We start from the raw sequence: 17,056 nt of genomic DNA, 5'->3' as shown, positions 1-17,056 counted from the left end.
GCACCTGGGCAACAGATCTGAAACCGCTACCTCACCGTCCAGCGCCTGATCCCTCACCGGTTCCGGTCCGCCGCCACCTCGTAGTGGATGTTGCGCGCCTCGAAGAAGTTGACGATCTCCGGCACGTCCACCTCGGTGGCCATCCACTTGGCCGGGTTGGGCGTGCCGAAGTGGGGGCCCAGGCCGAGTTCGTCCAGGCGCCTGTCGGTCACGTACTCGACGTAGGCGTTGAGATAGTCGGCGCTGACGCCCAGGATGGGCCGCGGCAGCAGAGCGCGGTTGTAATCCCGCTCCAGCTCCACCGCCCGCAGGATCAGCCCCTTGACTTCCCGGGCGAAGGCCGGCGTCATCAGCTCGGGGTGCTCTTCCAAGAGCGCGGTGATCAGGTGGATCCCGAAGGACAGGTGCAGGCTCTCGTCCTTGAGCACCCAATCGACCAGGGTCGCCAGGCCCTTGAGCAGGTTGCGACGCCGGAAGGTGTAGGCGAACAGGAACCCTCCGTAGAAGAACACGCCCTCCAGGACGATGTAGTAGCCGATCAGGTTGCGCAGAAACGCCTGCCGCCCCTCCAGGGTCGAGACGTCGGGCCGGACCAGCAGCTGCCGGGTGAGCTCCTGCTGGAACGCCTCCTTGGCGCGGATGGCCGGCACGTTTCGGTGGGCGGCGAAGACCCGCTCCCGGTCGACGGGCAGGGTCTTGAGCACGTACTCGAAAGCCATGGTGTGGTTGGCCTCTTCCCAGATCTGCCGCGCCAGGTAGAGGCGAATCTCGGGCGGCGTCAGCAGCGGGTAGATGGACATCACCAGGTTGTGGGTGACCAGGGACTCCATTGGGTTGAAGAAGCCGAGCAGCAGCTCGACCGCCCGCCGCTCGTCGTCCGTCAGGCGCAGCTCCCAGTCGCGCACGTCGTCGGCCAGGGGGATCTCCTCGGGGAACCAGGTGTTGCGCTTGCCCTGCTGGGCGTGGGCGTAGGCCCAGGGATACCGCAGCGGGAAGAGCTGGATGGGCTCCAGGGGGTCGCCGCCCAGCAGGCGGTCGCCGGGCTGGTGCGTAGCGGGTGCCACAGGAATCGCCTCCTTCTTGGCTGGCACTGGTTGGAGTGCATTGGCTTGGGCCGCATCATCCACCGGGATGGGTGCCCCGTCCCCGGCCGTCCGAAGTCGGGGCGGGGCGGGGCGCGGTGGGCCGGACCGGCGCGGCCCGCAGGCCCTGGCCCGCTTCCCGGTTCCTGGCCGGGTCACTGGCACGCTTCACAGATCAGGTCCGGGTCGTCGGGACGAACCCGGCATGCGGCCGGCGCCTCGGAGGTGCCGGCACGGTCGCCACCGGATCCCACCGGCAACCCTGCTCCGCCTCCGTCCCGCCCGGCCCCGGCCGGCGTCGCCGGGCCTTTCGGATGTGCGCCTGCCGGCGGCTGCAAGGCACCGGGCAGCACCGTGCCGCTGGGCGCCCCACCCTCCCCTTCGGGGTTCAGGAGCGCGGCCAGCCCCGCGCCGCCGTTCCACACCGCCCGGGAAGGCTGCGAGCCGGCCGCCCGAGCACCGGCTGCCGGGACGGCCCCGGACGGCCGTGCCCCGGCGGACGAACCGGCCGGAGCCGGTTCGTCCAGGTTCCAGCGCAGCTTGCGGCGGGCCTTGTTCACCCGCACCGTCGACGGCTCGGCGTACATCCGCGGCGCCATGAACAGGTAGTAGGTCGACTTCAGCCCGCGCCGCCACGCCTCCCGGTAGACCCGCTCCATGGCCCCCAGGTCCCGATCGGCCAGGAACAGGTTACGGCTGATGCCCATGTCGACCCACTTCTGGGCCCGGGCCGCAATCTCCAGGTAGGCCTCGGGCGGTACCTGGTAGGCGGTGGGGTAGCGGTGCCGGATGTCGGCGGGCAGCTCGGCGATGGGCTGGAGGTCGCCGCGTTCCTCCACGATGCGGTCCCGCACCTGCTCCCACAGCCCCCGCTGCCGCAGTTCCTCCACCAGCACCCGGTTGACCTCCAGGAACTTGCCCGAGAGGGTCTGCCGCGAGAAGACGTTGGAGTAGGGCGGGTCGAGGCTGGGAGTGGTGCCGGCGATCAGGCTGATGGTAGCGGTGGGCGCCACCGCCAGCACGGCGCCGTTGCGCATGCCCTGCCGGACGCGGGCCCGGACCCCCTCCCAGTCCAGCCGGGCGCTGCGATCCACGGTCACGGGCCGGCCGCGTTCCTCCTCCAGATCGGCCAGGGTATCCAGCGGCACCTTGCCCCGGGCCCAGCCGCTCTCGGCGAAGGAGGGGAAGCTGCCCCGCTCCCCGGCCAGCCGGTGGGAGGCCAGGATGGCATGGTAGCTGATGAACTCCAGCACCCGGTCGGCCAGATCGGCCGCCTCGGGGTCGGCGTAACCCAGCCCCAGGCGGTTGACCGCCTCGGCGAAGCCCATCACCCCGAGCCCCACGGGCCGGTGGCGCAAGTTGGAGCGCCGCGCCTTCTCGATGGGATACAGGTTGAGGTCGATCACGTTGTCCAGACCCCGCATGGCGACCGCCACCGTGGCGGCCAGGGCCTCCCAGTCGATGCCCGCCGGCCCCAGGTGCCGGGCCAGGTTGACGCTGGCCAGGTTGCAGACGGCGACCTCGTCGGCGGTGGTGGGGAGGAAGATCTCCGTGCAAAGGTTGCTGGAGTGGATCACCCCCGGCAGCAGGGAGCGCACGTTGCCCGCGTCCTTGAAGACCAGCCAGGGGTGGCTCGTCTCCTGCAGGGTGGCCAGGATCTCCCGGAAGAGCTGCCGGGCGTCCACCCGCTTCCAGGCCCGGGCGGGCAGCTCCCCGGCCTCGGCCTGGCGGATGCGGGCGGCGTAGGCGTCACGGAAAGCCGCGCCGAAGCGCTCGGGCAGCTCCGGCACATAGGCCGGGTCGAACAGGTACCAGGGCTCGCCCGCCTCCACCCGGCGCAGGAACTCGTCGGGGATCCAGAGGGCGGTGTTGACGCTGTGGGCCCGCAGGTAGGGGTCGCCGCTGTTGCGTTTGAGGTCGAGGAAGGCCTCGATCTCCAGGTGCCAGGGCTCGAGGTACACCGCCAGCGTCCCCCGCCGGCGGCCGCCCTGGTTCACCGCCTTGATCAGGGCGTCGTAGTAGTGGATGAACGGGATGACGCCCGACGACTCGCCGTTGATCCCCCGCACTGGCGATCCCGCCGCCCGCAGCCGCGTCACCGAGGCCCCGATGCCGCCCGCGTACTTGGCCAGCCGGCCGAAGTCGCCGGCCGCCTCCAGGATGTGGTCCATGGAGTCGTGGACGTCGGCCAGATAGCAAGAAGAGAGCTGGTGGTGGGGAGTGCCGGCGTTGAACAGGGTCGGCGTGCTGGGCAGGTAGCGGAAGGTGGACATGAACTCGTAGAAGCGCAGGGCCCAGTGCACGCGCCGGGCCGGTTCCTCCGCCAGGGCCAGGCCCATGGCGACCCGCATGAAGAGGTACTGGGGCGTCTCCAGCAGCCTGCGGCTCTCGGGCTCCCGCACCAGGTAGCGATCGGCCAGGGTGACCAGGCCGATGAAGGGCAGCGACTCGTCCCGCTCGGGGCGCAGGGCACCGGCCAGCTCGTCCAGGTCGAAAGCGAGCAAGCGCTCGTCCAGGGCGCCGCAGGCCACCCCGCGCCGGATGTAGGCGGGGAAGGCCGCCCGGTACCGCTCTGGGCCCGGCACCGGCTCGCCCAGCACCTGCCGGTACAGCTGGCGTAGCCGGGCCCGCACCGCCACCCGCTCGAACTCGGGATCGCGGTGCAGGTTCTGGGTGGCCGCCTGGACGAGGAGTTCCTCAAGGAAATCGCCGGTGCCCGCGGCACCCGTGGCGCTCGCAGCGCCGGCTGTACCGGCGGAAGCAGCAGCATCAGCGGCACCGGCGGCATCGGCGGCCGCATCGGCCAGCGCAGCAGCCGCCCCGTTGCCGGCCGGTGGGGCGCTCGGACCGGCGGGCGGTACGATCCAGGACAGGTCCTGGCGGAGGACGTGCTGCAGGCGATCCGCGTCAGGCAGGCCTGCGGTGAGCTCGCGGAGGATGGCGTCCACGGGGTTCCTCCCCTCTCCTCTGGCGGTTCCGCCCCCGGCCGGTGGCCGGCACGGAGGAGGAGAGGAACCGAACCCGGGCCGCGTTCCCCTGCCGCCCGCGGGCGCCCGGATGCAACAGGCGGCCCCGGAAGAACGCGGAGACACGCTCGGCCCGCCCTCACCCCTCCGCGGGGGCGGTACGGAAGCGCGATGTGGGTACTCGGGCTTCCGGCCGGCGGGGCCGGTTACCGTTGCGGGACAGCGCCGGACTTGCACCGGACTTCCCCCAGCGGGCTGCCGAGGGACCCCCGTGAGGTGGGCGATCCCTCGCATGGCGGCAGCCACGCCCTGCCCTGTCGGACAGGCACCGCGCTGTGGCCCAGCGGCCAAGGCACCAAGGGAGCCGAGGGCCACGTGGCCACGTGCCAGATATGGAAGTTTGTCCGAGGGGATCATACTACATGTTGTATTGGGCGGCAAAGCCGATGGGAGCCGGAGGGGACCCGCCTGCGCCCGGGACGCCACCCGCACGCCCCCGGGCGCGGGCGGGTTCCTCCGCACGGCCGGCGCCGCCCTTAGCGGCGGGTCGCCACCAGTTCGCTCAGGGCCAGGGGATCATCGGATTGGACGATGTCCACGCCCCACCCCGCCAGCTCCCGCAGGGTGCCCGGGTTGGAGCCGAAGCTGTGCACGGCGATCCGGGCCCGGTGCAGCAAGTCCACCTCCCGGGGCGCCAGGTGCTCGGCATCGACGCAGAGGACATCGGCGCCGGCCGACCGCACCACGCCCACGGGATCGATCAGCCGGGCCTGGCAGATGGCGCCCGTGAGGATGTCGGGCGCCATCTCCTTGCACCAGCGCAGCACGTGATGGTCGAAGGAGAGCAGCATCACCTGGTCCTGCATGTCACGCTGGCGAACCAGCTCCACCACCCGCTCGCAGAGCAGGGTGGCGTCCGCGCCGTAGGGCTTGAGCTCGATTTGCAGGTAGACCCGTCCCCGAGCCCAGTCCAGAACCTCCGCCAGGGTGGGCACCCGCTCACCCCGGTAGCGGGCGCCAAACCAGGCGCCGGCGTCGAGCCGGCTCAGTTCATCCCACCGCCGGTCGCGAACCCGCCCGGTGCCGTTGGTGGTTCGTCCCAGCTCGGCGTCGTGGAGGACCACCACTTCGCCGTCGGCCGTCAGCTGCACGTCGAGCTCGACCATGTCCACGCCGGCCGCCACCGCCTGCCGGAAGGCGGAGAGGGTGTTCTCCGGGGCCCGGGCTCGCCCGCCCCGGTGGGCACAGGTCAGCGGCCGCTGGCGCTCCAGCGCCTGATGCAAAGCCGGCAGCCCTCGTTCCATGGGGTGTCCGACCAGCCTCCGCGCAAATTCTGCGGGCCGGCGGTAGTCCGCCGGCCCGATGTCACGACGTGCCTGCTTCTTCCCTTGACCTTCCGATCCACGTTCGCAGTGTTGGGCCCCCTGCCGGAGAAAAGCCGCTCTCGTGTACCCAGTGTAGCGGGGGCAGGCGGCGCCGGGAACCCCCTAGTGCAAGGTGATCCGGCCCTCCACCCGGGCGTTGAAGGGCTGGGGCAGCTGCTCGACGTAGCGCACCAGGGCGTCGATGTCCACCGGCCCCACCACCCGGTCCTGGCCCTCGGTGAACACGCTGAAGTTGTCGCCCCCGGCGGCGAGGAAGCTGTTGGCCGTGATGGTGTAGCGGGCGTTCAGATCCAGGGGCTGCCCGCCGATGCGGATGTCCGCCGGGTCCACCCGGTCGCCCACCGGCCTGCGGGGATCCCAGCTGTAGTCCAGGCCCGACACCTGCAAGATGCGGGGATAGGGCTGGTTGAGCCACTGCTGCTCGAGCAGCCGCTCGATCTGGGCGCCGGTCAGGGTCATCTTCACCAGGTCGTTGCCGAAGGGCTGGACCTCGTAGAGCTCGCCCCAGGTCACCTCACCGGCGGCGATGTCGGCCCGGATGCCACCCGGGTTCATGAAGGCCACCTGGGTGCCCATGGCCCAGCGCTGGGCGTCGGCAATCAGGTTGCCCAGTTCCGACTCGCCCGCCGGCGTCTGCTGGCGGGTGATGTCGTCGGCGGCGGTGCCCACGACCCGGTTGATGATGGGCTCCACCTGCTCCTTCGCCCGGGCGACCAGGCGGGCGATCTGCTTGTCGGGCTCGGTGCCCGGCGGCACGTCGGCGTAGGTATCGACGATCCGTGCTCGCTTGTCGATCACGTCGCCCGTGGCCCCATCCAGCACCAGATCGACATCGGCGAAGGCAGTGCCGCTGGAATAGGCCTGGGTGACCAGCTTGCCGTCGATGATGCCCCAGTAGCCCCGGTGGGTGTGGCCCGAAAGGACCACGTCCACCTCATCGTCCATGGCCTCGACGATGGGCACGATGGCGCCTGAGATGGGCCCGCCGCGGCGGTCGCCATCGCCGCCCTGGTGCAGCAGCACGATGATGGTCTCGACGCGCTGCCGCTTCAGCTCGGCCACGTAGCGGTTGACGCTCTCCGCCTCATCCAGGAAGCGCACGCCCGCCACGCCCGTCGGGGTCACGATGGTGGGCGTCTCCTTCAACGTGACGCCGATGAAGCCCACCGGAATGCCCCGCACCCGCACGATGGCGTAGGGCGGGAAGAGGGGCTCCCCCGTCTTGGCGTCGACCACGTTGGCGGTCAGGTACTGGAACTTGGCTCCTTCAAAGCAACCCGTGACGGGGTGGCAGCCGCCCTCCTGCAGCCGCCTGAGCTCCGCCACCCCCTCATCGAACTCGTGGTTGCCGACGGCGCTGACCAGGAGGTGCATTCGGTTCAGGGCCTCGATGGTCGGTTCGTCCTGGAGCAGGGCCGAGACCGGCGGGCTGGCCCCCACCAGGTCGCCGACCCCCACCCGCAGGGTGGTGAACCCGTCCTTCTTGGCCTCCTCCTCCCAGCGGTCCCAGTAGGCCGCCAGCACCGCGGCGCCGCCGATGGGCCGCCCGCCCAGGGTACGGGACTGCAGCGCCCCGTGGAAGTCGTTGATGGCCAGCAGCTGCAGGCGCACGGTGCGGCTCCCCGCGCCCTCCGCCGAGGTGACGGCGGGAGAGACCAGCAAGAGCACCAAGACCACCGGCAGCAACCATGCCGGCAGCCGGCCCACCCGGCGCACGCCGGCACGGATCCACCTCTTCATGCGCCGCATGCGCGCAACCCCCTTCGCACCGGTTCTCAACCTGGTTGCCTGGCCGCGTCACCGGTCAACCCCGCTCGCGGGAACGAGCCCTCATCAACGACCTCACGGGGGAACGGGTGGACAGGCTCGCCAGCGCTCCCTCCAGGGAGCGGGCGCATCTCCAGCCCGGCCCCCGGAAGCGGGTGAACAATCCGTACCGGTCGATCAAGAGCGTCCGCACCCCCATCTCCAGGACGGGCAGGATGTCATTGAGCAGGTTGTCGCCGATGGCCACCATGGCGCTGCGCGGGATTCCCGTCTGCCGCTCCAGCAGGGGGATGATCCGGCGCCAACCCCGCGGTTTCTCCGCTTCACTGAAGCGATAGGTGAAGGCTTGCTCCAGCCCCAGGTGCCGCAGCATGTTTTCCGCGTGCTCACGGCCCGCGTTGGTGACCAGGACACGAACGGGCTCTTCCCCCCGGCCAAAGAAGACGTGCCGGTGATAGGACTCGGGCGGTGGCAGGGTGACCCGTGACCGCGTCTCGGCCATGGCCGCCACACAGTCCTCCATGGTCAGGCCACCGCGCAGGGCGGCGGCGGTGATCAGGGTCCAGGCGTCGCCGAGGGTTAGGTAGCGGTCCCCCGCGCCCACGTGCCCGCCGGGCCGGGCGGGTTGCCACGGCCGGCGCACCGCGCCGTCCCAGGAGAAGGCGCTGCCCAGTGCCAGCAACGGGTGCCCCAGCAGGGTGTCGGTTTCGCGATCGAAAATCATGCCCAGCCGGAGGCGGCGGTTGAGCGGGGCCAGCGGAAAGGCGTCCCTCAGGAAGGGGCTTCGCTTCTGCACGGGCAGGCGTGCGGCCAGGGCACGGGCGTAAGCGGTGGTATAGAGAAGGTCGTCATACAGGGTGCCGTCCAGGTCGAAGATCACCAGCCGGACCTTGTCGCCATCCCCCCGCGCGGTGGCCAGCGGGGACGGGGGCCTGGTTCGACGCCCTTCAGCCCTCGCGGTCGTCCTGCGGTTCCTCGCCGTGATCTGGGCGATGGTGGCCACGTTCACCAGCGCCATGTTGCCCGCGGCCTGCCGCCTACCTCGGGCCAAGGCCTGCAGTGCGGGTTGTTCTTGTTCGACCCGGCTATGCGCCATGCCACTCGCCGCTCCTTTCGCCGGTCGCCGGGGAGAGCCGTGGGGGAGCCTGCCGCGACCGGGGGTCTTCCCCGTTCCCCGTCCTGTTTCAGGGTAGCGCGGCGAGCGTCCGCTCAGGTTAAAGGCACTTCGAGGCTTCGCTAAGGCTTTGTGAACGTTGCTCGTGTAGGCGCCGCTCGCTTGCGGGCGCTTCCTGCCCCTCCTGCCCTGGGCGGCGCCCACGGCCTAGCAGCCCGTGTGAATAACGCTGCATCAGCCAGGCGATCGGGCAGTATTTTTCGGCTGACATGAGCCTGTTTCACGAACCCAGGTATTTCCGCAGGACTGCAGCCCCGGGAGGTTAAGTGAAGGCATCGGTTGGAATTCGCCATCGCCTGAGGTGTTCCTATGGCCTACAACTTCCGCCCGGTGAACCGTGACCAACTGTACCTGCTCCCACCGAGCCTTCGCGACTGGCTGCCTGAGGATCATCTGGCCTGGTTTCTGATCGACGCCGTCGAGCAGATGGACCTGCGGGCCTTTTACGAGAAGTACCGCGCCGACGGTTGGGGCGGAGAGAGTGACGACCCAACCCTGATGGTGACGCTCCTGCTGTACGCCTACTGCGTCGGCGAGCGGTCGAGCCGGCGGATCGAGCGGTTGTGCCTCGAGGACGTGGCCTTCCGGGTGATCACCGCCAACCAGAAGCCGGATCACGTGACCATCGCCCGCTTCCGCCAGCGCCATGCACGGGAGCTGGCCGCGCTGTTCACCCAGGTGCTGCGGCTGTGCCGTGAGGCGGGGCTGGGGAAGGTCGGCGTGGTGGCACTGGACGGGACGAAAGTCAAGGCCAACGCCTCGCTGGCGGCCAACCGCACCTACGATGCGATTCGCCAGGAAGTGGAGAAGATGCTCCGGGAAGCGGAGGCCACGGACCGGGAAGAAGATGAGCGGTACGGCTCCGGGCGTCGTGGGGACGCGTTGCCGGAGGAGCTGCGCCACCGTGCGAGCCGGCTGGAGCGGCTGAAGGCATGCAAGCGGCGGCTGGAGGACGAGGCGGCCCGGGAAGCGGCCCGGCAGCAGGCCCGCATCGAGGAGCGGAAAGCCCAGGAGCAGGCGACCGGCAAGAAGCGGCGGGGGCGGAAGCCGAAGGCGCCGGATGCCTCGGTGGATCCGGCAGCCAAGGCCAACATCACGGATCCGGACAGCCGGATCATGAAGACCCGGCAGGGCTTTGTGCAAGGGTACAACGCCCAGGCGGTGGTCACGGAGGACCAACTCATCGTGGCCGCGGCGGTGACGCAGGACGCCAACGACGTGGGCCAACTCCACCCGATGCTCCAGCAGGCGCAAGCCAACCTGCGGGCAGCGGGCGTGGACAAGCCCATCCGGGCCGTCGTCGCCGACGCGGGGTACTGGAGCGAGGCGAACGTGAAGCAGGCACCGGCGGATGGGCCGGAACTGTTCCTGGCGACGAGTAAAGAGTGGAAGCAGCGCCAAGCCTGGAAGGACACACCCCCTCCGCGAGGCCGCATCCCCAAGGGGCTGAGCCTGCGGGAGCGGATGGAACGCAAGCTGCGGACCCGGCGAGGACAGGCGATCTACGCCAAGCGCAGCCAGACCGTGAAGCCGGTGTTCGGGCAGATCAAGACCGTGCGAGGCGCCGACCGGTTCCTCCGTCGGGGTCTGGCGGCGTGTGACAGCGAGTGGAAGCTACTTTGCTTGACCCACAACTTGCTGAAGCTCTGGCGGAGGGTCAGGGAGCGATCCGCCACCTTGCCCTTTGGATGTACGGAGGCGGGCTTGGCGTAGAAGGGTAACGACCGGGCCCCCGGCCTACCCCGTCCTGACCGTCAGCCCACGGGACATGGCCGAATCGACCCGGTACGTTCCCCCAGTTCTGATCTCGTCAGGGTCAGTGAAACAGGCTCTAAGGCGGCGCAAGTTTGCCTCGGGGACAGGGGATTTCTTTCCACCAACATCACGGTTCGGGATCTTCTCCTCAATCATGGTGATCATCATCACATCTTCCCGAGGAAGTACCTGCAGCAGCTCGGGCTGAGCCGGGGCCGCTACAACCAGATCGCCAACTTCGTCATCGCCCAGAGTGAGATTAATATTGCCATCGGCGATACCCCGCCCCACATCTACTTCAAGGAGTTGTCGAACCAGGTCAACGGCGGCCCCAAGAAGTACGGTGGCATCACAGATCCCGAGACACTGAGGACGAATCTTGAGGAAAATTGCATCCCCCTGGCCGTGCTGGAGGGCGATGTACCGGATTATGATTCGTTCCTGGCTGAGCGTCGCCGCTTGATGGCGCTCCGGATCAAGCGATGGTTTGAGAGACTATAGGGCAACCATTCCCGCCCCTTTCACGGAAGGGCCAGGTCCATCTTCCGCGGCTGGCGACTGCCGCCCGAGTTGGCCACAGCGGAAAAGCGGCTGAAGGCGATTCAGGCGGCCAAGGCCCGGCTGGAGCAGCAAGCCCGAGCCGACGCCGAAGCCAGGGAAGCGGCGCGGGAAGCGGAATGGTCGTTCCCAGTGATGGACTTTGCCCGGTTTAGGGGACGGACACCCCGATACCTGGGACGTAAGCCCCAGTGAGGGTGATCCCCATACCAGCCAGAGTGGTACAATGCAAAACGAAGCCGCGCATCAATTCGCAGTTCGATTGTGGAGCCGACGCTTGCGGCTGACGGAGTAGGTCACCGCCCGGCCCCCGGCACGATGGGGTCGGGCGTTGCTTTCCGGGCTGTCGGATGGGAGAGGAGAATCCCGGTGGCCGGGGGCGTTCTGCATCTGGTAACGGATCGCAAGGCCGCGCCCGACCTCGTCGCCGTCGTCCAGGCAGCGGTGGCGGGTGGGGTGCAATGGGTCCAGTTGCGCGACAAGACGGCCGCCGCTCTGGACTTGTTCCACCTGGCCCAGAGGCTGGCGCCGGTTTGCCGGGCCGCGGGCGCCGGCCTGCTCATCAACGACCGCATGGATGTGGCGGTGGCAGCCGGGTGTGACGGGGTCCACCTGGCCCGGAAGAGCCTGCCGGTGGCTGCCGCCCGGCGCATCCTGCCCGTCCCCATGCTGCTCGGCGCCTCCGTGCATTCGCTTGCGGAAGCCCAGGAGGCGGTGCAGCAGGGAGCCGATTACGTCACCTTCGGCTCGGTGTACCCCACCCGTTCCCACCCCGGCCAGCAGCCGGCGGGTCTGGATGAACTGGCGCGCGTGGTGGATGCCGTCCCCGTCCCCGTGTTGGCCATCGGCGGCATCACGCCGGACAACGTCGAGGCGGTGCTCGCCACCGGGGTCGCGGGCATCGCCGTGATCTCCGCCATCCAGGGCGACCCCGACCCGGCGGCGGCCGCGGCGCGGCTGCGGGAGCGTATGGAAGCCTCGGCCCACCGGCCGCGCCACCCATTCCCCAGACCTCGGTGCATTGCGATCTCGGACCAGGAGACCCCGCTGCGACTCCGGGAAGGAGGACGAGGATGATGGCCGTCTCCGATGTGCCGACGGTGACGGTGCTGGTCAACGGGAAGCCGGTGGCCGTGTCCGGTCGTCCTGCGGGCGACGGCCCCACGTTGGTCGACCTGCTGGCCCAGATGGGCTACTCCGCCGATGCCCCCGTCGCGGTGGCCGTCGACGGCCGGGTCGTCCCGAGGCGCCAGTGGGCCGAGTTCGTCTTGCGGGAGACCCACCGGGTGCAGGTGGTCAAGGCCATGGCCGGGGGCGCCCCGGCCCCCGACGCGCCCGCAGGCCCGCAAGGGCCGGTACCTGCGGATGGACCGCTGCACCGCCGGCCGACGAGCCCGGGCCCGGAGCCCGCAGCGCCGGAGGCGCCCGCACCCTCGGACGGGCCGCAGGCCGGTTCGTCCGCCACGGATCCCCTGGTCATCGCCGGGCGCACCTTCCGGTCCCGGCTCTTCCTCGGCACCGGCAAGTACGCCGATCCCGCCACCATGGTCGCCGCCCTGGAGCGCTCGGGCACGGAGATGGTCACCGTCGCCATGCGGCTGATCGACCCGGACGACCCGGCCGGCGGCGACATCCTCGCCCACATCGACCGCAGCCGCTACCACCTGCTGCCCAACACCGCCGGGGCGACGACGGCGGAGCAGGCCATCGGCATCGCCCACCTGGCGCGGGAGGCACTGGGCACCAACTGGATCAAGCTCGAGGTCATCGGCGATCCCCGCACGTTGCTGCCCGACCTGCAAGGCACGCTGGAGGCGACGCGCCGGCTGGTGCGGGATGGATTCGTCGTCCTGCCGTACTGCACCGCCGATCTGGTGACCTGTCTGCGGCTGGAGGACGCCGGGGCCGCCGCGGTGATGCCCCTGGCGGCGCCCATCGGCACGGGGCAGGGGATGCAGGACTGGGTCGGCATCCAGCGCGTGATCGAGCGGGTCTCGGTGCCGGTGATCGTCGACGCCGGGCTGGGCGTCCCGTCGGATGCGGCCATCGCCATGGAGATGGGGGCCAGTGCCGTGCTGGTCAACACGGCCATCGCCCGGGCGAAGAACCCGCCGCTCATGGCCGAGGCCTTCCGGTGGGGTGTCATCGCCGGGCGGCAGGCCTTCCTGGCCGGCCGCATGCCGCCGCAGCGGGAAGCCAGCGCCTCGAGCCCGGTGCGAGGAGTGCCGCAGCTGCAAGGCATCGCCGCCCCGGGTGGGAGCGGGTAAGGCGCCGAGGAGCGATCACCCATGCCCAGCGGGACTGCATCGCCCACCCCATCGCCCATCACCGACCACGGCGGGTCTGGCCCGTATGACGTGGCGATCGCCGGCGCCGGGGTCGTCGGCCTGGCCGCGGCCTTCGAGCTGGCCAGGCACGGCGCGCGGGTGGTCGTCGTCGAGGCCGATCGCCCTGGCAGCGGCGCCTCGACCGTCGCTGCAGGGATGCTGGCGCCCGGGCACGAGGCCCACGCCGACCCGCTGCTGCGGGAACTCGGTCTGCACAGCCACCGGCTGTGGCCGTCCTTCGCCAAGGCGGTGGAGCGCGTCTCCGGCCTGACGACCGGCTACGTGGGACGCGGGATCGCCGTCCTGGCCACGGACCCCGGGGAGGCGGACGAACTGGCGGCCCGGGCCTCGGAACGGGCGGTTCCACCGCCGGACCGACCGGACCCCTCCTCGCAGGGAGCCGGAACCCCGGGACCCGGTGCAGGGGCTCCGGGGACGGGGGCTTCAGGTCCCGCGATCCGCCGCGCCGAGCAGACGGGGCTGGCCCCCGCCGACCCCGCACCGCATCGTGCGGGGAGCGGCGTCGAGCTCTCGGACGCCGGCTGCGGCGTCGAACTGTCGGATGGGGGCTTTCGCGATCCGGTGTGGCTTGCCCGCGAGGACCTCCCGGCCCACCTGGCCGTCTTCCCCGGGGCCTGCGGCGCCCTGTTCTTCCCCGAAGGGGGCCACGTGGACCCGGTGGCGACCGTCCGCGCCCTCGCAGCCGCCTTGGCCGCCTCGGGCGTGACCCTGCTCCCCGGCACCCGCGTCCACGGCTGGCGGGACGAACCGGCCCCGGGCGGCCGCCGCCTGGTGGCCGCCCTGACCACGGCCGGCGAGATCCGCGCCAGCTGGTTCGTCCTGGCGGGTGGGGTCTACAACGCCACCCTGGCTGCCCAGGCCGGCTTTTCCCTGCCGGTGGTGCCGGTCAAGGGGCAGATCCTGGCGGTGGAGCCGCCGGCACCTGTGGCTGCGTTCGTCCGCGGGCAGGTGCCGGTGTTCGGTGGGAGCGTATACCTCGTGCCCCGACGCGACGGGCGTCTGTTGATCGGCGCCACGGAGGAACCGGAAGCGGGCTATGACACGGGCATCACCCTGGGGGCCGTCGGCCGGCTTGCGACGGCGGCGCAACGCCTCCTGCCGGAGCTGGCCGGGGCCCGGTGGCTGGAGGCCCGGGCGGGGCTGCGGCCGGGGACGCCGGACAAGCGGCCGATCATCGGCCGGGCGCCGGGGTTCGTCAACGCCCTGGTCGCGGCGGGTCACTACCGCAACGGGATCCTGCTGGCGCCCCTGACGGCCCGGATCGTCGCGGTGCTCTGCGCCGGCAAGGCCTCCGGCCGTTCCGCGCTCCCCGGGAGCGGGGAGGCCGTCATCCCGGCCCACTGGCTGGAGGCGTTGCGACCCGAGCGGTTCGCCCAGGCGCCTCCCACGGCATCTTGACAGGGGCCCCCTGGCGTCCGGCGGCCGGTCGCCCCCCGGCTGATGCCCGGACCGCGTTAGACGAACCGGCTCGCTCAGAAGAACCGCGTCATACATTCCATCGTGCCGCCGCCGCTCAGCCCGTCGCGGACGTGGTGGGATCACGAGGTCACCGGCTTCAACCGTCCGGCGAACCGCTGGCGGAACTTGCGCACCTTGGGGTCGATGACCACCCGGCAGTACGGGTAATCCGGGTTCTTCCAATAGAACCGGCGGTGATACTCCTCGGCCGGGTAGAACGCCGTGAACGGCACGACCTCCGTGACGATGGGATCCTTCCAGCGACCGCTGGCCTCGAGTTCGCGGATCGTCGCCTCCGCCACCGCCTTCTACTCCGGCGAGTGGTACAGGATGATGGACCGGTACTGGGGCAGACGTCATGCCCCTGGCGGTTGGGCGTGGTCGGGTCGTGGATCGCGAAGAGCAGATCGCGGTAGCTGATCACCTCCGGATCGAAGGTGATCTGGACGACCTCGGCATGGCCCGTCGCACCCGTGCAGACCTGCTCGTACGTGGGGTTCGGCACGTGGCCGCCGGCGTAGCCGGGTTCGACCCGGACGACCCCCTCGAGCTCCGCGAAGATGGGCTCGAGGCACCAGAAGCAGCCGCCTCCCAGCGTGGCGGTCTCCCAGCGGCGCCCGCTGGGCGCCGGGTCCGTGGATCTTGTAGTTCTCGATTCCGCCGTGACGTCGTCTGGCGGCACGGTCTTCGCGGGTTCACCGGGTTCTGCGGTCGGCCGTCGACGATCGGAGCGTTGCCCGTCCATCGCCTCCATCCCTCCAAGCCCCCTCTTCGGCGTATGGCTGGCCGAATTCCGTCCGGAAGAACGTTTCGCGGCAGGAGGCGCCGGCCCTCGTTCTATCTTGCTTGTTCCACCACGCTTCGTTGCGGGGCGCAACCGGTCGACCTCGTGCGGGACGGACGGCGGGTGGTCGGCCGGGTGGTGGTCTGGGCTAGAGTTGGGGCTGGGCCCCGGCGTCGCGGCCTGGGTGCGCCGTCCGGCCCCGCCGCGACGCGACCGGGGCGACGCGGTCGGAGACGATCGAGAAAGGGGGATCCATCGTGGCCAAGGTGTTGATCCTCACCGGCGATGCCGTCGAAGCCCTGGAAGTGTACTATCCGCTGTACCGGTTGAAGGAAGCCGGCCACGAGGTCCAGGTGGCAGCCCCCACTAAGAAGACGCTGCGGACCGTCGTCCACGACTTCGAGCCAGGTTGGGAGACCTTCACCGAGAAGCAGGGCTACAAGCTCGAGGCGGACCTGGCCTTCGCCGACGTCAAGCCGGAGGAGTACGACGGCTTGATCCTGCCCGGCGGCCGGGCGCCGGAGTACATCCGGCTCAACGAGCACATCCCGCGCATCGTCGGCCACTTCTTCGAGGCCAACAAGCCCGTGGGCGCCATCTGCCACGCGGCGCTGATCTTCTCGCGGGTGCGGGACCACCTCAAGGGGCGGCAGCTCACGGCCTACACGGCCTGCCGGCCGGACGTCGAGTCGCTGGGCGCCACCTATGTGACCGAGCCGCTCCACGTCGACGGGAACCTGGTTTCCGCCCACGCCTGGCCGGATCTTCCGGGCTTCATGCGCGAGTTCCTGCGGCGGCTCGACGAGTACCTGAAGCGGTGAGGCAGATCGCGCTGAGGCGCGAGGGGGAGCCGCGAGCAGCACGTCGCCTGCGGAGCGGGTACGCGGTCGGTCGATGCAGCGCATGGGAGGCCCCACCCGAGCCGGGTGGGGCCTCCTGTGCTCGGCTCAAGGCTGCGGTCGCCGTCGACCCCTAGAGCACGGCCAGCTCCTCGTCCTTGGGATCCGTGATGAACATGTGTCCTGGCGCATGGGTGATCATGAACTCCGGCTTGGCGCTCATCGCCACGGCCTGGGGGGTGACCCCGCATGCCCAGAAGACGGGGACCTCCCCCGGCCTGATCGTCACCGGGTCCCCGAAGTCGGGCTTCGCCAGGTCACGGATCCCCAGCGCCTCTGGGTCCCCGATGTGAACCGGTGCCCCGTGGACTGCCGGGAAACGTGACGTCACCTGCACCGCCCGCACCACCTGCTCCTGGGGGATGGGGCGCATGCTCACCACCATCGGCCCGTGAAAGACACCTGCCGGCGTACACGGACGGTTCGTGACGAACATGGGGACATTGCATCCTTCTTCGATGTGACGGACGGGGATGCCGGCTTCGAGCAGAGCCGCCTCGAACGTGAAGCTGCAACCGAGAAGGAATCCGACGAGATCGTCCCGCCAGTAGTCGCGGATGTCCGTCACCTCGGCCTTCAATACCCCGTTCTCCCAGATGCGATAGCGGGGAACGTCGGTTCGCAGGTCGGCCTCCGGTGCCACCATGCGCGGAACCGGTGAGCCGACGTCTGTCACGTCGAGCAGCGGACACGGTTTGGGATTGCGAAAGCAAAAGAGCAGAAAGTCGAAGGCGTATTTCTGGGGTAGGATCACCACGTTGGCCTGCGCGTAGCCGGGCGCCAGGCCCGGGGTCGGCCCCGTGTACTGCCCGCGGCGGATGACCTCTCGCAGTTCGGGCAGGGACAGATGGCGAACGTCCACTCCTGATCCGCCCCCTCC

The 17,056-nt window shown here is 70.2% G+C and carries 12 protein-coding genes, 1 pseudogene and 1 riboswitch; of the genes and pseudogenes, 5 read left to right on the top strand and 8 right to left on the bottom strand.

What is annotated here, in order from left to right; genetic code table 11:
- Positions 1 to 53: 53 nt before the first annotated feature.
- The 5 genes from THESUDRAFT_RS02780 to THESUDRAFT_RS02760 all read right to left on the bottom strand — a co-directional run bounded on the left by THESUDRAFT_RS02780 (position 54) and on the right by THESUDRAFT_RS02760 (position 8,218).
- Positions 54 to 1,064 carry a ribonucleotide-diphosphate reductase subunit beta gene (locus tag THESUDRAFT_RS02780; RefSeq protein ID WP_006903195.1) on the bottom strand — a complete coding sequence of 337 codons (1,011 nt, stop codon included), beginning with the start codon at positions 1,062 to 1,064 and terminating at the stop codon, positions 54 to 56.
- A gap of 173 nt (positions 1,065 to 1,237) precedes the next feature.
- Positions 1,238 to 4,030: a ribonucleoside-diphosphate reductase subunit alpha gene (locus tag THESUDRAFT_RS02775; protein ID WP_006903194.1), complete on the bottom strand. Its 2,793-nt coding sequence runs from the start codon at positions 4,028 to 4,030 to the stop codon at positions 1,238 to 1,240.
- Between the two features lie 193 nt (positions 4,031 to 4,223).
- Positions 4,224 to 4,296, bottom strand: a riboswitch (cobalamin riboswitch).
- Between the two features lie 288 nt (positions 4,297 to 4,584).
- Entirely contained in the window at positions 4,585 to 5,352 is a 768-nt protein-coding gene (locus THESUDRAFT_RS02770; RefSeq protein WP_051009233.1) for a glycerophosphodiester phosphodiesterase, read from the bottom strand.
- A gap of 183 nt (positions 5,353 to 5,535) precedes the next feature.
- The gene (locus THESUDRAFT_RS02765) at positions 5,536 to 7,182 is read right to left on the bottom strand and encodes a bifunctional metallophosphatase/5'-nucleotidase (protein ID WP_006903192.1); all 1,647 of its coding nucleotides are present in this window, start codon (positions 7,180 to 7,182) and stop codon (positions 5,536 to 5,538) included.
- A 55-nt stretch (positions 7,183 to 7,237) separates the two neighbouring features.
- On the bottom strand, positions 7,238 to 8,218 hold the full coding sequence (locus THESUDRAFT_RS02760; protein ID WP_242823216.1) for an HAD family hydrolase: 981 nt from the start codon (positions 8,216 to 8,218) through the stop codon (positions 7,238 to 7,240).
- Positions 8,219 to 8,683: 465 nt separating this feature from the next.
- Here THESUDRAFT_RS02760 and THESUDRAFT_RS02755 point away from each other — a divergent pair, with 465 nt between their 5' ends.
- The 4 genes from THESUDRAFT_RS02755 (at position 8,684) to THESUDRAFT_RS12080 (ending at position 14,433) form a co-directional block, all read left to right on the top strand.
- Positions 8,684 to 10,087, top strand: coding sequence for a transposase (locus THESUDRAFT_RS02755; RefSeq protein WP_006903190.1), 1,404 nt, complete (start codon positions 8,684 to 8,686; stop codon positions 10,085 to 10,087).
- Between the two features lie 969 nt (positions 10,088 to 11,056).
- The gene (gene thiE / locus THESUDRAFT_RS02750) at positions 11,057 to 11,764 is read left to right on the top strand and encodes a thiamine phosphate synthase (protein WP_006903189.1); all 708 of its coding nucleotides are present in this window, start codon (positions 11,057 to 11,059) and stop codon (positions 11,762 to 11,764) included.
- Positions 11,761 to 12,954, top strand: a complete 1,194-nt coding sequence (gene thiS / locus THESUDRAFT_RS02745) for a sulfur carrier protein ThiS (RefSeq protein WP_278199594.1) — start codon at positions 11,761 to 11,763, stop codon at positions 12,952 to 12,954. The genes thiE and thiS overlap by 4 nt, the downstream gene beginning before the upstream one ends.
- A gap of 21 nt (positions 12,955 to 12,975) precedes the next feature.
- Positions 12,976 to 14,433: an NAD(P)/FAD-dependent oxidoreductase gene (locus tag THESUDRAFT_RS12080; protein ID WP_006903187.1), complete on the top strand. Its 1,458-nt coding sequence runs from the start codon at positions 12,976 to 12,978 to the stop codon at positions 14,431 to 14,433.
- A 140-nt stretch (positions 14,434 to 14,573) separates the two neighbouring features.
- On the opposite strand, the gene THESUDRAFT_RS14885 is transcribed toward THESUDRAFT_RS12080, so the two are convergent.
- Both THESUDRAFT_RS14885 and THESUDRAFT_RS15220 read right to left on the bottom strand, forming a co-directional pair.
- Positions 14,574 to 14,795 carry a peptide-methionine (S)-S-oxide reductase gene (locus THESUDRAFT_RS14885; protein ID WP_278199593.1) on the bottom strand — a complete coding sequence of 74 codons (222 nt, stop codon included), beginning with the start codon at positions 14,793 to 14,795 and terminating at the stop codon, positions 14,574 to 14,576.
- Positions 14,796 to 14,905: 110 nt separating this feature from the next.
- Positions 14,906 to 15,238: pseudogene (locus THESUDRAFT_RS15220) on the bottom strand (peptide-methionine (S)-S-oxide reductase); the annotation flags it as partial.
- Positions 15,239 to 15,534: 296 nt separating this feature from the next.
- Between THESUDRAFT_RS15220 and THESUDRAFT_RS02730 the strand changes: the two are divergent.
- Positions 15,535 to 16,098, top strand: a complete 564-nt coding sequence (locus tag THESUDRAFT_RS02730; protein WP_006903186.1) for a DJ-1/PfpI family protein — start codon at positions 15,535 to 15,537, stop codon at positions 16,096 to 16,098.
- Positions 16,099 to 16,249: 151 nt separating this feature from the next.
- Here the strand turns inward: THESUDRAFT_RS02730 and THESUDRAFT_RS02725 are convergent, their stop codons facing one another.
- Complete coding sequence (locus tag THESUDRAFT_RS02725; protein ID WP_006903185.1) at positions 16,250 to 17,038, bottom strand: putative hydro-lyase; 789 nt, start codon at positions 17,036 to 17,038, stop codon at positions 16,250 to 16,252.
- Positions 17,039 to 17,056 lie beyond the last annotated feature (18 nt).

Origin of the sequence: Thermaerobacter subterraneus DSM 13965, assembly GCF_000183545.2 — a bacterium.
Classification (GTDB): Bacteria; Bacillota; Sulfobacillia; order Thermaerobacterales; family Thermaerobacteraceae; genus Thermaerobacter; species Thermaerobacter subterraneus.
This window is presented reverse-complemented; position numbering and strand designations above follow the sequence as displayed.

Coding starts and splice junctions, on each gene's coding strand:
- THESUDRAFT_RS02765 (WP_006903192.1), bottom strand. CDS start 7,182: ATGCGGCGCATGAAGAGGTGGATCCGTGCCGGCGTGCGCCGGGTGGGC.
- THESUDRAFT_RS02755 (WP_006903190.1), top strand. CDS start 8,684: ATGGCCTACAACTTCCGCCCGGTGAACCGTGACCAACTGTACCTGCTC.
- THESUDRAFT_RS12080 (WP_006903187.1), top strand. CDS start 12,976: ATGCCCAGCGGGACTGCATCGCCCACCCCATCGCCCATCACCGACCAC.
- thiS (WP_278199594.1), top strand. CDS start 11,761: ATGATGGCCGTCTCCGATGTGCCGACGGTGACGGTGCTGGTCAACGGG.
- THESUDRAFT_RS02770 (WP_051009233.1), bottom strand. CDS start 5,352: ATGGAACGAGGGCTGCCGGCTTTGCATCAGGCGCTGGAGCGCCAGCGG.
- THESUDRAFT_RS02760 (WP_242823216.1), bottom strand. CDS start 8,218: ATGGCGCTGGTGAACGTGGCCACCATCGCCCAGATCACGGCGAGGAAC.